The sequence below is a fragment of the Myroides sp. LJL115 genome, assembly GCF_054871665.1.
Map to the genome: position 1 here is coordinate 38791 of NZ_JBTXLS010000017.1, position 14388 is coordinate 53178.

11 protein-coding genes are annotated in these 14388 nt (G+C 34.3%); 3 read left to right on the forward strand and 8 right to left on the reverse strand.

From position 1 onward, the window contains the following. Positions 1-2: 2 nt before the first annotated feature. Entirely contained in the window at positions 3-1121 is a 1119-nt protein-coding gene (leuB, locus tag ACYSNX_RS06155) for a 3-isopropylmalate dehydrogenase (RefSeq protein WP_461753804.1), read from the forward strand. A gap of 144 nt (positions 1122-1265) precedes the next feature. Here the strand turns inward: leuB and ACYSNX_RS06160 are convergent, their stop codons facing one another. The 8 genes from ACYSNX_RS06160 to ACYSNX_RS06195 all read right to left on the reverse strand — a co-directional run bounded on the left by ACYSNX_RS06160 (position 1266) and on the right by ACYSNX_RS06195 (position 11018). Next, a complete protein-coding gene (locus tag ACYSNX_RS06160) occupies positions 1266-1721 on the reverse strand; it encodes an OsmC family protein (RefSeq protein ID WP_461753805.1) in 456 nt (151 codons plus the stop codon). A gap of 12 nt (positions 1722-1733) precedes the next feature. Then, positions 1734-2861: an N-acetyl-alpha-D-glucosaminyl L-malate synthase BshA gene (bshA, locus tag ACYSNX_RS06165; RefSeq protein WP_461753806.1), complete on the reverse strand. Its 1128-nt coding sequence runs from the start codon at positions 2859-2861 to the stop codon at positions 1734-1736. 275 nt (positions 2862-3136) lie between these two features. Then, the gene (locus tag ACYSNX_RS06170) at positions 3137-6031 is read right to left on the reverse strand and encodes a glycoside hydrolase family 3 N-terminal domain-containing protein (RefSeq protein WP_461753807.1); all 2895 of its coding nucleotides are present in this window, start codon (positions 6029-6031) and stop codon (positions 3137-3139) included. An 82-nt stretch (positions 6032-6113) separates the two neighbouring features. Further along, the gene (locus ACYSNX_RS06175; RefSeq protein WP_461753808.1) at positions 6114-6599 is read right to left on the reverse strand and encodes an ABC transporter ATPase; all 486 of its coding nucleotides are present in this window, start codon (positions 6597-6599) and stop codon (positions 6114-6116) included. A 6-nt stretch (positions 6600-6605) separates the two neighbouring features. Continuing rightward, positions 6606-7397, reverse strand: a complete 792-nt coding sequence (locus tag ACYSNX_RS06180; RefSeq protein ID WP_461753809.1) for a (Fe-S)-binding protein — start codon at positions 7395-7397, stop codon at positions 6606-6608. 66 nt (positions 7398-7463) lie between these two features. Then, a complete protein-coding gene (locus ACYSNX_RS06185) occupies positions 7464-8789 on the reverse strand; it encodes a 4Fe-4S dicluster domain-containing protein (protein WP_461753810.1) in 1326 nt (441 codons plus the stop codon). A gap of 104 nt (positions 8790-8893) precedes the next feature. Further along, positions 8894-9841, reverse strand: coding sequence for an MlaD family protein (locus ACYSNX_RS06190; protein WP_461753811.1), 948 nt, complete (start codon positions 9839-9841; stop codon positions 8894-8896). Positions 9842-9896: 55 nt separating this feature from the next. Then, positions 9897-11018, reverse strand: coding sequence for an N-acetylmuramoyl-L-alanine amidase family protein (locus tag ACYSNX_RS06195; protein ID WP_461753812.1), 1122 nt, complete (start codon positions 11016-11018; stop codon positions 9897-9899). A 123-nt stretch (positions 11019-11141) separates the two neighbouring features. Between ACYSNX_RS06195 and ACYSNX_RS06200 the strand changes: the two genes are divergently transcribed. Then, complete coding sequence (locus ACYSNX_RS06200) at positions 11142-13841, forward strand: putative LPS assembly protein LptD (protein WP_461753813.1); 2700 nt, start codon at positions 11142-11144, stop codon at positions 13839-13841. A 20-nt stretch (positions 13842-13861) separates the two neighbouring features. Further along, entirely contained in the window at positions 13862-14242 is a 381-nt protein-coding gene (locus ACYSNX_RS06205; protein ID WP_461753814.1) for a RidA family protein, read from the forward strand. The last annotated feature ends 146 nt before the right edge of the window (positions 14243-14388 follow it).

Sequence of the window (14388 nt, forward strand, 5' to 3'; positions counted from 1 at the left end):
CCATGAAAAAATATAATATTGCAGTACTTCCAGGTGACGGAATAGGCCCTGAGGTAATAAGAGAAACCACTAAGGTGTTGGATATCATAGCCACTCACTATAATTTTGAATTACATTATCAATATGCTGCTATTGGAGCTATTGCTATTGACCAAACCAAAGAAGCTCTACCGGAGAAAACACTTTTGGCTTGTCAAAAAGCAGACGCTGTATTATTTGGGGCTATTGGAGATCCAAAATACGATAATGATCCCCAAGCTAAAATTCGTCCTGAGCAAGGACTATTGGCTCTAAGAAAAGCTTTAGGATTATATAGCAACATACGTCCAGTGAAGGCCTATGATGCACTTTTAGATAAAAGTCCACTAAAGAGCCATATTATTCAAGGTACAGATATGGTTATCTACAGAGAGCTAATAAGCGGAATCTACTTTGGAGATAAACACACAAGTGAAGATGGATTAAGTGCTACAGATGTATGTAGATATAACTATAGCGATATTGAACCTATTACACATTTAGCTTTTCAAGCAGCCCTAAAAAGAAACAAAAAACTAACTGTTATCGATAAAGCTAATGTTTTAGAGACCTCTAGATTATGGAGAAAAACAGTAAAACACTTACATAAACAATATCCTGAGGTAGAACTAGACTTTATATTTGTGGATAATGCTGCTATGCAATTAATCCTTAATCCGAAAGCTTTTGACGTAGTATTGACAGAGAATATGTTTGGAGATATTATTTCTGATGAAGCAAGTGTAATTGGAGGGTCTATAGGCCTTTTACCATCTGCATCTATTGGAGAGAAGACTGCTTTATTTGAGCCTATTCACGGTTCTTATCCACAAGCTAAGGACAAGGGAATTGCCAATCCAATTGCTTGTATCTTATCTGGTGCTATGCTACTAGATTATTTAGGACAAAATCAAGCAGCTAGAGAAATTGAAGAAGCGGTACAAGATTGTATCAACAATAAATACTTAACAGAAGATTTAGCACCAACCAAAAGCTATTCTACGCAAGAAGTTGGACAATATATTTGCCACTATATCCAATGTAAAAATAACAAAGATAAATACTTAGAAAATATTACCCTAGGTGCTTCAACGATAATTTAAAAACGTTACTAGCCCCTTTTTGATCCCCTTCAAAACACTTTATATTAAACTATTTCTTTAAAAAAGACCTTTTAAGCATGCTTAAAAGGTCTTTTTACTATTAAAATAATCTATTAGTAGGGTAAAATAGAATCATTATTTATCTTATTGTACATGAATGAAAATTGGAAAATTACAAGAATTAGATATAAAACAAAGCTTATGGGCTATTTGATGTAATTGCTCTACTTGTTCTAAAGAAACAGAAGTTTCAAAAATAATCTTGGGATGTAAATCCACCTGTGTTATTCTCCCACTTTGATTCTCAAATAAAGCCAAAGTGGCCAAACTTTGGTCTTTATAATCTAAGACTACTATATCCTTTTGCTGACAAACATATAGAAAACTCATCATATGACAAGAGCTTAAAGCCGATAGTAGCAAATCCTCTGGATTGTGCAAACTTGGATCTCCTTTAAATTGTTTAGCTGCCGATAAGTCTAATAAGGCCTTATCTTGTATTTCTACCTGATGATTCTTAGAGGTACGCGGTTTATTTTGACTGTTGTTTACCTTTAAGCTCCAATGCAAAGTAGCCTTAAAAAAGTGTTTATTCTCCATCTTTTCAGTGAGCTATCTCATCGCGATTGCTTTTTCATATAAATTTTCATACAATGGCAATACTCTGTCGATTTTAAACTTAAGAGCAATTTCTTTTGCTCCTTTTTTAAATTCTGCCAATACCTGTGGATCCTTTAAAATTTTTAAAGAGTTTGCAATCATATCTTGGGTATCTCCTACATCACTCAAATAACCTGAAACCCCTGGTACATTTACCTCTGGTAAACCTCCAGTATTACTAGATATAACAGGTACGCCCATTGCCATAGCCTCTAGAGCAGCAAGACCAAAACTCTCTGTTTCTGAAGGTAATAAAAACAAATCAGAATGAGCTAAAATACGATCAATCTCATTACTTTTTCCAAAGAAGATAATCTTGTCATATATACCTAATTCCAAAGCTAGACGCTCGGTTCTTTCTCTATCTGGACCATCGCCAACAAGCATTAATTTAGCAGGCATCTCCTTTTGAATTCCATAAAACACCCTCACTACATCTTCTACTCTTTTTACTTTTCTAAAGTTGCTAATATGGGTAATAATTACCTCATTTGGCAAGGCCATAGCTCCTCTTTTACATACATTATTCTCCATATGTGTCTCTTTTACTTCTATAAAGTTAGGAATCACATGAATCTTTTTGGTTGTATCAAATAATTCATACGTACTATTTTTAAGACTCTCCGAAACAGAGGTCACAAAGTCAGACTGATTAATACTAAAACTAACGGCCGTCTTATAATTTGGATGATTCCCCACTAATGTAATATCTGTACCGTGTAAAGTAGTAATCATTGGTAGATTAATCCCCTCTTCCTTCAACATTTGTTTGGCCATATAGCCAGCATATGCGTGAGGAATAGCATAATGCACATGAAGTACATCAATTTTGAACAACTTTACCATATCCACTAACTTACTAGATAAAGCAAGTTCATAGGGTTGATAGTGAAATAATGGATATTCTGGAACATTTACTTCATGGTAGTAAATATTGGGATTTAATAATGCCAATCTTACAGGTTGGCTATAGGTGATGAAGTGAACTTCGTGGTTTCTTTTGGCTAATTCTAAACCTAGTTCCGTGGCAACAACACCACTTCCTCCGAAGGTTGGATAGCAAACAATAGCGATCTTCATATGTATAAATCTATTTGTGTCGATAAATATAATTCTATTATTGCGAACTACTATCTTGCTCTTGGGCTAAACAACCTACTATAACCTTTATTTAACAAAACAGAGATTAACAATACAATATTTAATATACTCCATTTTACTAATAATACCAATAAATAAAATGCTTTTTTTTTAGATTTACCTTCCAAAAACACAATAGCCTTTGTCTTTACCCCATTTATATTAAATCGGTCAAGACAAAGGCTATTAACTTATTGTATAGGTAGTATACTACCTTAGATAATACTATTGTAAATTACTTCTTGGATATTTTCACGAATATTATTTTTAGAAAGTAAATTAGTAGATGAATCTGGATAAGTACGATTAGAAAGGAAAATGTACACTAAATTGTTTTCTGGATCTGCCCAGGCCATTGTACCGGTAAATCCAGTATGTCCAAAACTACTAGAGGAAGCTTTAGAACAAACCGGACCAGGCGTTCCTGGTTTTTGAGGTTTATCAAAACCTATTCCTCTTCGGTTTCCCTTTGCACAAAACTCACAAGTATTGAAACTATCAAAAGTAGTAGATGAAAAATACTCTCTACCTCCATAGCTTCCTTTATTTAAATACATCTGCATAATTTTTGCCACATCCAAAGCATTTCCAAATAACCCTGCATGTCCTGCAACTCCACCTTGCATTGCTGCTGCCATATCATGTACATAACCTTGAACAGTAGTATAACGGTAATAGTTATCTTCTTCTGTTGGAGGAATTTGACTTATATCAAATTTGCGTAGAGGCAAAAAGGTGAGGTGACTTGCTCCTAAAGGCTCATAGATTTGCTGCTCTACCACTAAATCCAAACTTTTACCATAAGTTCTCTCAACAAATTCCTTTAAAAGGATAAAGCCTAAATCACTATACTTATAGGATTTTGATTTGGATAGATTACTTTGCATAATGCGATTTACCATATTTTGGCTATAACCTTTTTTGATAAATAAATTCTCCGCCACTTGATCTATATAATCCCCATTAGCATAGTAATTATAAATCGAAGGATCTGGCTTTTGAAAAGAATCTAAAGTTTCTTTATAAAAAGGAATCCAAGCTGGTAAACCAGATTGATGGGTTAATAACTCTTTTAAAGTAATATCTTGCTTATCGGTATAAGCAAATTCTGGAAACAACTTTCCCATTGGAGTATTTAAATCAATAATGCCATCATCATATAATTTCATGATCATAGGTAAAGTTGCTAGAATCTTAGTTAAAGATGCTAAATCATAAAGATCGGTATCTTTTACCTTAACCTGTTTTTGGTAATCGTGGTAACCAAAACTTTTATTATATACTACTACTCCATTTCTAGCTACAAGCACTTGAGCACCGGGTGTGAATTTTTTATCAATTGCGTATTGAACAATGCTATCAATTTTCATTAGCTCTTTTGGGTTCATCCCTTGACTTAATGCAGTACCAAAACTTAAAGTATGAGTATTGGCAGTTTCCAAACCTGTTCCAACAGGATAGGTGGAGTTAACGCTAATAGGTAATTTCCCCATAGCAGGTATAGCTCCAAAAATTACCCCAGCGGCGCTTTGGCGTGCAAATTTATTATTTTGAAAAGCCTGTACAACAGCAGTTATTGGCTCTAAATTCGTCAATGATGATAAACCATAGGCTTTAGCAAAGGAAACAAGTATAGTCTTTTTTTGTTTGGTGATCTGGTCAATTAAACCTGCGTTATAAGCAGAATAATTATGGTTACGCCAAGGGTTATCAAATTTATGGTACCCTATAATTACCATAGAATATTTATCCAACTTATTAATATCCTCTGGACTAATACGAGTTACTTCTGCATATTGTTGTAAATCTTCTAAAAACCCTTTCTCTTGGTCATCTCCTAATTGTAAATAGGCAATATGCTGCTTATCCAAATCACTTATAGGTAAAATATTAGAAGTGTTTTTTATTACTGTAATAGCCTGGTTATATAATTTTTGGTTTAAATCATCATAGCTACTATCGTTTAGATCTTTCACAAGGTTTTGGATTTCAATAGGTTTGTATTTTGCTAATCCTGCCTTATATTTATAAGCTAATATCTTCTTTACAGAATAATCTAAACGCTCTTGGGTTATTTCTCCTTTTTGATACGCCTGTTTTATCATAGAGGCAGCTACAGGAACATTTTCAGAGAAAAGTAACAAATCATTTCCAGCTAAAAAAGCCTTTAGATCTGCTTCTCCTTGTGCTAGACCGCTAGTTGCTCCTTTCATATTTAAAGCATCGGTGAAGATTAATCCTTCAAAGCCCATTTGTTCTCTTAATAACTTAGTTACAATATTATAAGACAAAGAACTTGGAATATCTTTATTAGGCTCATAGGCCGGAAAATTCAAATGTGCCACCATAACAGAGGCTAAATCATTTTTAAACAACTCCTTATAAGGATACAATTCCACTTCTTCTAGTCTTTGCTTGTCAAAATCAATTAACGGCAAATTATAATGGGAGTCACTAGAGGTATCTCCATGTCCTGGAAAGTGTTTTGCTGTTGCAAAAATATCCTCACTTTGATATCCCTTAGTATATGCTATAGCTCTATCGGTTACTATAGCAGGAGTTTCTCCAAAAGAACGCACTCCAATAATTGGATTATTTGGATTGATATTCACATCTACTACTGGTCCGAAATTAAATTGAAGGCCTAAACGTTTTGCTTGTTGCGCACTTTTTTTACCAAACTCTTGGATTAAGGACATATCTTGTACTGCCCCTAGAGTCATATTATAAGGAAAACTGTAGGTAGAATCTAAGCGCATGGCCAAACCCCATTCTCCATCAATTCCAACTAAAAGAGGAAGTTTACTTCTTTTTTGCAAGGCATTGGTCATTTTGGCTTGTCTTACAGGACCACCTTGGAAAAAAATCACCCCACCAATATGCTGCTTATCCACCAATTGCTCTAAGGACTTTAAGTGGTCTGGCTTTTTATTGGAATAAGCTGCTACCATAAATAACTGCCCAATCTTTTGATCTAAACTAAAACTCTGGTACACACTATCCACCCACTTGTCTTGAGCGGCCGTACTTGAGGTAGTAATGGGCTTAAAATTAGATTGGCTATGGCCAATAAAACAAACTAAAAATAATAGTAAACTAAGTTTTTTCATGCTTTTGAATGTTTGTTAAAAAAAAATCATCATCAAAAAATTGATGATGATCTTTGATAGGACTAAATGTAGATAAATACTTCTATTTAAAAAAGCGACCATGCCAACTTTCTTCAGCAGGTACTTCCCAATATTCTCTGTATTCTTCTAAATCATTTACTAAATTATTAAAAACGATAGTACTAGCAGAAACAGCTTTACTTTTTGCTAATTGCTTGAATTCAATCAAGGTCTTAAAAGTAATAAACTCTCCCGTTTTATAAGTCACATTCATTTTATCTAATAAATCTACTTTGAATTTTTGTTCTATCTCTTGAATTACCCTAACCGATGCATCAATAGAACATCCAGAGGCTGGATGTATATCTTGATCTACCGCTAAAACAATAAAGCGGTTGTACTTTACTTCAAAAGAAGCGTGTAATGGTGTTGCATGAGCTACCCAATTCTCAACAAATTTCCCCATTATTTGCTCAATTTCCTTCACCTCTTCTTCAGAGAACTTTCTATTTGATTGGTAGATCCAAACTTTACTATGGTTTGGCATCTCGCTCATTGGTGTATACATAATATATTATAAATCTTCTGCATTTGCAATTAATTCTGCCACGTCTAATACTTGAACTTGGCTTTCTTTTTCTTCAAATTTAACCCCATCGGTTAACATAGTATTACAAAAAGGACATCCCGCAGCAATAATCTCTGCCTTTGTACTAAGAGCTTCCTTAGTACGAAGTACGTGTACTTCCTGGTTTCCAGGCTCTGGTTCTTTGAATAATTGGGCACCACCGGCCCCACAACAAAGACCATTTGCACGAGAGCGCTTCATTTCTACCAATTCAGCATCCAATTTTTCAATCAAATCACGAGGTGCTTGATATACTTGATTAGCACGTCCTAAATAGCATGGATCATGGAAGGTAATGCGTTTTCCTTTAAAATTACCACCCTCAATTTGTAAGCGTCCCTCATCTAGTAAAGATTTTAAAAATTCGGTATGGTGAACCACTTGATAATTTCCTCCTAGACCTGGGTATTCATTTTTTAAAGTATTAAAACAGTGTGGACAAGCCGTTACAATTTTACTTACTTCATAACCATCCAGAACTTGGATATTCATCATGGCTTGCATTTGAAATGCAAACTCATTACCAGCTCTTTTTGCTGGATCTCCAGTACAACTTTCCTCTGCACCTAAAACGGCAAAAGAAACATTGGACTTATTTAAAATTTTTACAAAAGCTTTTGTAATTCTCTTTGCTCTATCGTCAAAACTACCTGAACAACCAACCCAGAATAAAACTTCTGGCTTTTCGCCTTTAGCTAACATTTCAGCCATGGTAGGTACTACTAAATTCTGTGACATAATACGCGCTATATTTTATGGAGTATACCTTTTGTTTTTTGGCAGACTCCACCTAAGGTTAATAGATTAATTTTCGTCTCTCCAATTTAAACGGTCCTGTTGGTTATATTGCCAAGGCGCTCCATTGTTTTCAACATTTTGCATCATGTTGTTAAGTTCAATTGGTGCTGCACTTTGCTCCATAACTAAATAACGTCTCATATCCATAATAATGGATAATGGAGAAATGTCTATTGGACATTCTTCCACACATGCATTACATGTGTTACATGCCCATAACTCTTCTGCGGTAATATAATCATTCAATAGTGTTTTTCCATCTGGAATAAACACCCCTTTATTGTTGTCTATATTTTGACTCACCTCCTCTAAACGATCTCTAGTAGACATCATAATCTTACGAGGAGATAATTTCTTACCGGTCATATTTTGTGGACATACCGAAGTACATCTTCCACATTCTGTACAAGAATAAGCGTTCAAAAGTTGTACCCAGTTTAAGTCCATAACATCCTGAGCTCCAAATTTTTCTGGTTCTGCGTCGCTAGGCTCTACTGCAGCATATGGATCTGCATTAGGGTCCATCATTAATTGCACCTCTTTTGTAACAGATGCTAAATTATCAAACTCTCCCAATGGCTCTAAATTAGCATAATAAGTATTTGGGAAAGCTAATATAATGTGTAAGTGCTTAGAATAGTATAAATAATTCATAAACAACATCACTCCAACAATATGCCCCCACCAACACACTCTCTCAATTATAGCTACAGTAGAGAAACTCATTGATTCGAAAATTGGCGTCAAAAAGTGAGAAACAGGAAAGCTTCCTGCTGCGTGATAACCTGGATATCCATTGATTTGTAGGTAGTAATCTGCAGCGTTCATTAATAAAAACAAACACATTAAGATACACTCAATATAAATAATATTATTGGCATCTCTTTTACCCCATCCCTCAAGCTCACTTTGGTTTAATCGTTTTAACTTAAGTATATTTCGGCGAATCCAAAATACCACTACACCTACAATTACAAGTAAAGCAAGTACTTCAAATATAGCAATTAACACATCGTAAATAACTCCTAAAAAGTTAAATATTCTATGGGTCCCAAATAATCCATCAATGATTATTTCTAACATTTCGATGTTAATGATAATAAACCCAACATATACAAAAAGGTGTAAAATAGCTGGAATAGGTCTTTTACCCATTTTACTCTGACCGAAGGCCACGCGAATCATATTTCGCATTCTTGCCCCTGGATTATCCGAACGATCAATTGGGCGACCTAATAAGATGTTGCGTTTTAATTTCTTTAAATTTTTAATAAAGAATCCAAAACCAACAATCAATAATAATAAAAATAATATTTGACCTAAGTACTGCATAATGGTAATAATTGTTTCAAATAATGGTTAGTGGTTTTTAGTGGTTAGCTAATTATATCGTTTTATTGTTTCTATAGCACAGGCAATGCTATAACTGGTATTCATTATTGCACATCTTGCTCTTGAAGTTCTACTTCAATTTGTTCTTGGTAAGGTACAGCCTTTTTTCCAAATACAGAAAAGTGCATGTATCGTTTAGGATTTTCTTTTAAATCTCTAAGTAATAATTCTAACTCTTTAGAAGCGTTAGCCAAGTTAGCATATAAAGCTGGATCTTTTAATAACATTCCAATAGAACCGCTTCCATCTTCCAAACTAGCTAAAAGCTTATCCATAGATTGGGTTGCACTATTTAAGTTATTAAAGGTACTTTGGATGTCTAATGTATTTAATTTTTGTGACACTTCTACAAATTCACCACTCATTTTATTAAGATTGTCCAAAGTAGCACCTAATTTAGGCTGAACAACGTTCAACATTGTCCTAGAAGCAGCCAAAGTTCCTTTTAATTCACTTGCAGCTTGTTTTAAGTCTTGTTGCATTTGTTCATCAAAGACACCATTAATAGAACTAAGCAATTGACTAGTGTTTTCTAAAAGACCCTCTACTTTAGTTTTTAATGGAAGCATTTCTCCCATTAATTGCTCCGACATATCTTTTTGTACATCTCCTTTTAAGTAAGCACCATTTTGTGCATAATTGTCTTGTCCAAATAAAGGATCAATTGAAATTGCCTTTGCAGCAATTAATCCTGGCGAATAAATTGTAGCGGTACTTTCTTTGGAAATTTTTATAGGATTAGTCATTAGTATTTCTACTACTAATTTTCCTGAAGTTTGATCAATTGTAATTTTCGATACCTTACCAACTGTTAATCCATTAATAGTAACCACAGAAGATGTAGTTAAACCTTCTACATTTTGGTATTCTACATAATACTTTTGGCTGTTGTCAAATAGATTATTACCTTTTAAAAAAGAGTACCCCCAAATGAACAATGCAATTGCTCCTAGTACTAAAATAGCCGTTTTAATTTCTCTTGATATTTTCAAAATCACTTATTTTATAATACGCAAAAATAAACTTTTATTTTCAAAGCGCCTTAGATTATTTTAATGCCTGCTCCATTGTTATTATTTTACCATTTAAAAACGGTACAATAAATGAGCTTTTATGTCCCTTTGCCTTGGCTTCTTGTAAAAGCTTCTTGGCTTGCTCATAGCTAGTTGTGTTAGAATAAAAATATTTATTTAATTTACCACTTTTAATCATAGTAACATTGGAAAGTCCCTTGAAATTTTGTGGTTTTAAGGGTAATACTTTATCACTTGCGGCAATTTGTACTTTAAAAACCACCCCATTTTGCACTTTTTTCTCACTAGAACTCTCCTTAGAATTAGATGTAGAGGCTGTAGAACTCGCGTTAGTTTTACTACTAGGAGCAGCAGTAATATTTTGTTCTTTATAATAAGCTTTTTTATAATTTAATATCCCTTGGGCTATAGAGGTAGCCAATTCACTTCTACCTTTAGAAGAGTTTAAATAAGCCCCTTCATTTGGATTGGAAACAAAACCAAGTTCAATAAGCACACTTGGCATAAATGCTCCGTGTAATACCCAGAATATCCCTTGCTTTACTCCCCTATTCTTTCTTTTTAAAGTATTAGTAAAGTTATCCTGTACTCTAGAGGCTAAATCGATACTCTGATCGATAAAATCCTCTTGTATTAAAGTAAGACCAATAATAGACTCTGGAGAATTGGGATCAAATCCTGCATAAGTAGTTTGATAATCCTCCTCTAGCATAATTACCGAGTTCTCCTTTTTTGCTACTTCTAAGTTAGACTTGTTTTTACTAAGTCCCATAACGAAGGTTTCTGTTCCGTATGCTGCGGCAGATTCTGCACCATTACAGTGAATAGATACAAACACATTACCATTTTGTTTATTAGCAAGTACAGATCTTTCTTTTACCGGTACAAATACATCGGTACTCCTAGTATAATAGACCTCAATATCAGGATTTGCTTCTAAAATTTTCCCGACTTGTAAAGCTACAGCCAGAACAATGTCTTTTTCGACAAATTTTCCGTGATTTGTACCAGCATCTTTTCCACCATGCCCTGGGTCTAAAATCACTTTAAATTTAGGATTGTTTTGTCCTGATACACCAATTGTTAATAAGAAAACAACAAGTAAAGTGAACAGTTTTGAACAACTACTATTCATAAAAAATATGTTTATAATTATGGATAAATTGAATTAAATTACCTTTTTAAGGAAAAATATATGTAAGTTTGACACGTTAAAAATAACAAGCTTAGTTTTACAAAAATAGCATATATAATAGATTTGCGAACAAATATTTTTAATATCGTTTTAGTTTTATTTCTTTCTTGTCAATTGTCAACGAACAATGTAGCGGCACAAGAATTTAAAAAGAAATATACTACCTTAAATACCAGTAATTTAACCGATTCTATATCATCTAATACAGATACTATAGCCAATAAGCCTATGGTAGAAGCTCCAAAGGTCCTAGAGACTAAAAAAGATTCTTTACCAAAGGAAAGTAAAGGAATCTTAGAGACAATAGTATATAGAAAAGCAAAAGACTATGAAAGATTAGACCAAAGTAAAAAGGAAATTACCCTTTATAATGAGGCGGAAGTAAAATACCAAGACTTCCAACTTCAAGCAGGAAAAATCGTTTTTAATTTTGAAAAAGATGAAATTTATGCCGGTGGTATAAAAGATAGCCTTGGAAATATGACACAATTACCTGTTTTCTCACAAGGAGGTCAAATTGTGGAACCCGATTCCATACGCTATAATACAAGAACCCAAAAAGCGGTTGTTTTTCAATCTAGAACATCGCAAGGAGAATTTAATATAAAGGCTGCTGTAACCAAAAAAGAAAATGACTCTGTTTATTTTATGAAAGATGTTATTTTCACCACAGCAGAAGACTTAGATGATCCAGAGTATTATTTCAAAGCCAGAAAAATTAAGCTAGTACCAGGTAAAAAGGTAGTTACCGGGGTAACCAACATGGTTATTGCTGATGTACCTACTCCACTTGGACTTCCATTTGCATTTTTTCCAATGAGTGAGACAGCAGAATCTGGTTTTATTATACCTAGTGTAGGAGATACCAATCTTCAAGGGTACTACCTTCAAAATGGAGGATATTACTTTGCAATTAGCGAAAGAATGGATTTATCCTTAACAGGGGATTACTACACCAATGGAAGCTGGGCTTTAAGAGGTCAAAGTAATTATGCTAAGCGTTATAAATATAGTGGTAACGTACTTATCCGTTATGAAAACAATCTTTTCAGCGAGAGAGGTTTACCAGATTATTCCGCTTCTAAGCTTTACAATATTCAGTGGACACATAGAAAGGACAATAAAGCCAATCCTACCTCTAACTTCTCTGCTTCGGTAAACATGGGTAGTAGCCAGTACTTTAGACAATCCAACAACACCTATAACGTTGGAGCTTCCTTGAACAATACAATGAGCTCTTCTGTTTCTTATTCAAAGACCTTTGAGAGTGTACCTCAAGTGAATATGTCTTTAACTGCTACGCATTCCCAAAACACCAATACTAGACAAATTAATATGACCTTACCTACTCTAGCAGTTAGTGTTGACAGGGTATTCCCTTTTGCCCCTAAGTATGGAGCAAAAAGAGGTCTTATTAAAAACCTTAACTTTTCTTATAACTTAAGAGGAGAAAACAGAGTAAGAGTACATGAGGACAACTTCTTCAAAAAAGAAATGTACGATAGCTTAAATACAGGTTTCCAACATAGTATTCCAATTTCAACTAACTTTAAAGTATTTAAGTATTTTTCTGTTACAACGGGAGCTAACTTCAATGAAGTGTGGTATTTCAATACTATAAAGAAAGAATATAACCCAGAAAAAAACCAAGTAGAAGATCTAAGGGTTAATGGCTTTGATAGTTTTAGAACCTATAATTTCAATGCTAGCATTGGAACAACTATTTATGGTACATTTAATTTTGGTGATGATAAAAAGATTCAAGCAATTAGACACGTGATGCGTCCTCAAGTAGGATACTCTTACACCCCTAGTTTTGATAAATATTATGACACCTATGCCATAGATGCCACAGGTCAAACTGTTCAGGATTATACCCGATTTCAAAACGGGCTTTTCGGGGCCCCTAGTAGAATGAACTCCAATATGCTTAACTTTAACTTAAGCAACACCTTCGAGGCTAAAGTAAGAGACAAAGACAGCGATAAAGACGAGTATAAAAAGCTAATGCTTTTAAATAGTTTAAACTTCTCCACTAGTTATAATATGAGCGCAGACTCTTTAAAATGGTCACCAGTACGCGTTAGTACAGGAACGGCATTATTTAAAGACAAAATGCAAATTAACCTAGGAGCTACCTTAGACCCTTACGCCTTAGATAACAACAACAGACGTATTGATATGTTTAATATCAATAATGGTGGAAGTTTATTTCGTTTAACTAGTGCTAACTTGACAATTAACTGGTCAATGGCAAGTACAGATCCTTGGTTTGGAGGTAATGCACAAGACAAAAACCAAAACTCTATTGACAACGGTGGACGTGGGGATGATTTATTCGGGCGAGCATTAGAGTTAAACAATACTAGAAAGAGTATGTTTGACTCAGAGGCCGAACAAAAGCCATTTGCTGGCTTTTATAATGCAAAATTGCCTTGGGACTTAACTTTTGCTTATTCCCTTACTTATAGCAATGCACAAAGACAAGACGAGATTGTAAACAACTCGGTAATGGTTTCTGGAAATGTGGACTTAACTCCTAAATGGAAAGTAGGATTCTCTACCGGTTATGACTTTGTACAAGATGGAGTTACCTTTACACAATTGCGCTTTGAAAGAGATTTAAAAAGCTGGAGGATGGACTTCACTTGGGTTCCAATCGGTACTTATACAAGTTGGGGCTTTTATATCGGGATCCGTTCCTCTATGTTAAGTGATATTAAGTGGGAGAAAAGAAAATCTCCAGATAAACGTTTTTGGTAATTAACTAACAAAAAATAATTATGAAAAAGATCATTAATTCTGAAAAAGCTCCGGCTCCAATTGGGCCATATAACCACGCGGTTTTAGCTTCCAATTTTTTATTTATTTCTGGACAAATTCCTTTTAACCAACAAACACAAACTTTGATTGACTCTAGTATTGAGGATCAAGCCAAACAAGTGATGGCTAATTTAGAAGCGATTTTAAAGGAGGCTAATATGGGGTTTGAAAACGTAGTAAAATCTACTATTTTCTTAACTAACATGGATGATTTTGCTATGGTTAACCAAGTATACGGAAGCCACTTTGAACAAGAAAATGCTCCAGCCAGAGAGTGTGTTCAAGTTGCTAAACTTCCTAGAGGAGTGGATGTAGAAATTTCCATGATAGCTACAAAGTAATAAAGACTATATTTTACTTAATCGAGTAGGAGGCTGAAGATTATTTCTTCAGCCGACCTCTCACACCACCTGGCATACGGATCCGTACCAAGGCGGTTCTTAACTTTACGATACTTTTAAGTAGATGTCATGTATAGAAGTATAGC

Coding starts and splice junctions, on each gene's coding strand:
- ACYSNX_RS06195 (WP_461753812.1), bottom strand. CDS start 11,018: ATGAATAGTAGTTGTTCAAAACTGTTCACTTTACTTGTTGTTTTCTTA.
- ACYSNX_RS06180 (WP_461753809.1), bottom strand. CDS start 7,397: ATGTCACAGAATTTAGTAGTACCTACCATGGCTGAAATGTTAGCTAAA.
- ACYSNX_RS06185 (WP_461753810.1), bottom strand. CDS start 8,789: ATGCAGTACTTAGGTCAAATATTATTTTTATTATTATTGATTGTTGGT.
- leuB (WP_461753804.1), top strand. CDS start 3: ATGAAAAAATATAATATTGCAGTACTTCCAGGTGACGGAATAGGCCCT.
- ACYSNX_RS06205 (WP_461753814.1), top strand. CDS start 13,862: ATGAAAAAGATCATTAATTCTGAAAAAGCTCCGGCTCCAATTGGGCCA.
- ACYSNX_RS06175 (WP_461753808.1), bottom strand. CDS start 6,599: ATGTATACACCAATGAGCGAGATGCCAAACCATAGTAAAGTTTGGATC.
- bshA (WP_461753806.1), bottom strand. CDS start 2,861: ATGAAGATCGCTATTGTTTGCTATCCAACCTTCGGAGGAAGTGGTGTT.
- ACYSNX_RS06160 (WP_461753805.1), bottom strand. CDS start 1,721: ATGGAGAATAAACACTTTTTTAAGGCTACTTTGCATTGGAGCTTAAAG.
- ACYSNX_RS06170 (WP_461753807.1), bottom strand. CDS start 6,031: ATGAAAAAACTTAGTTTACTATTATTTTTAGTTTGTTTTATTGGCCAT.